Source organism: Oleiphilus sp. HI0066 (genome assembly GCF_001635725.1).
The window spans coordinates 1-1,136 of the sequence record NZ_LWFH01000688.1 but is presented as its reverse complement, the minus strand read 5'-3'; the positions used below and the strand labels follow the sequence as shown (position 1 = coordinate 1,136).

Sequence of the window (1,136 nt, the reverse complement as noted above, 5' to 3'; positions counted from 1 at the left end):
AGTTTGCTATCTCAGGTACTTGCTGAACAATCTCATCCGTAACGAGATAAAAGCCTCTTTTTTGCGCTTTTAGCCGAATCGTACGTTGAAGCCACATAATGCTCTCACCCAACAATCAATTTACACGAGAGACTAGTGTGCCAGAAAGAAAAAGGCACTGGCCACTAGGAAGACTCAAAACCTAGTGCCGTGCCGAGATAAAACGAGAGGAATTAAGATGACAAGCCAAGCATCTCATTTTTCAACGAATCTTGAACGGGCGAATCGCCCAACCAAATACCAAATAATGCTTGTTTAAAATCTAAACTCGGCACCTCTGAAATAACAAAGTTATTACGATGTACCTGAATGACTGACTTTGCAGGGTCTCAAGACAATAAGAAGGTATCGCTGACATCAATAGGCTCATCAAAGGCTGAGAGAAGTTGTTCAATTCTTGGCTCCATTGCAGAGATATCACCAATTGATTGCTCAAAGCCTTCACGGGTCGCTTCTTGAAGCTTGTCACTACTAATTAAGCTTGATTCAATTTCTAAACAAATTGCCATAGGAGCATTGTCTTCAACAATATTACTCGCCTGCTCAGGGCTACTAGAGAGATACAAGCTTCCTACATATAAATCTATGAACATACGAGTTCGCATGCCACTGCCTTGCAGCTGAAGGGTTTGAGCGCTGACGTTAATAGACGGTTTAGATGTGCTTGAATCTGCGTATACAACACCTGTCATCAACATAAAAAACGACAGTACTGCGCCAAATTTATTAATAGTATTCCTTACTCACTTCTATATTTATTTTTGTGCCAGCGCCATCAACTCACGCAACACCAAAGAGCGAAACCATTGGTGTTCTGCAGGCTTGTTTTGCCGTTGATGCCAAATCATCTTGTAATTAAAAGGTGGAAACTCTATTTCTTCTGGCAACAAAGCGCTCGTTAAACCTTGTTCCGCTAACGCTTGTGTGCTCATTGCAGACCCACCAAGCATCAGATAATCTGTGGTAGTTAGGCATGACATTGCCGTGTGCATATTGCTTGTTTCAAAGCCACACGGCGCGAAAAACCATGTTTAAATAAAATAGGCTCATCCTTCACATGGTTCTCGTTGAATTCTGGCACGATGATTTTGATATAG

Annotated in this window: 1 protein-coding gene and 1 pseudogene; both read right to left on the bottom strand. The window is 41.7% G+C overall.

The window, feature by feature from the left end:
• Positions 1 to 212: 212 nt before the first annotated feature.
• Positions 213 to 731: pseudogene (locus A3738_RS31875) on the bottom strand (chalcone isomerase family protein).
• Positions 732 to 794: 63 nt separating this feature from the next.
• Positions 795 to 971, bottom strand: a complete 177-nt coding sequence (locus A3738_RS08680; protein WP_156504114.1) for a hypothetical protein — start codon at positions 969 to 971, stop codon at positions 795 to 797.
• Between the last annotated feature and the right edge of the window lie 165 nt (positions 972 to 1,136).

Bases quoted from the DNA above. Each gene is read 5' to 3' on its own strand.
- A3738_RS08680 (WP_156504114.1), bottom strand. From the start codon at position 971: ATGAGCACACAAGCGTTAGCGGAACAAGGTTTAACGAGCGCTTTGTTG.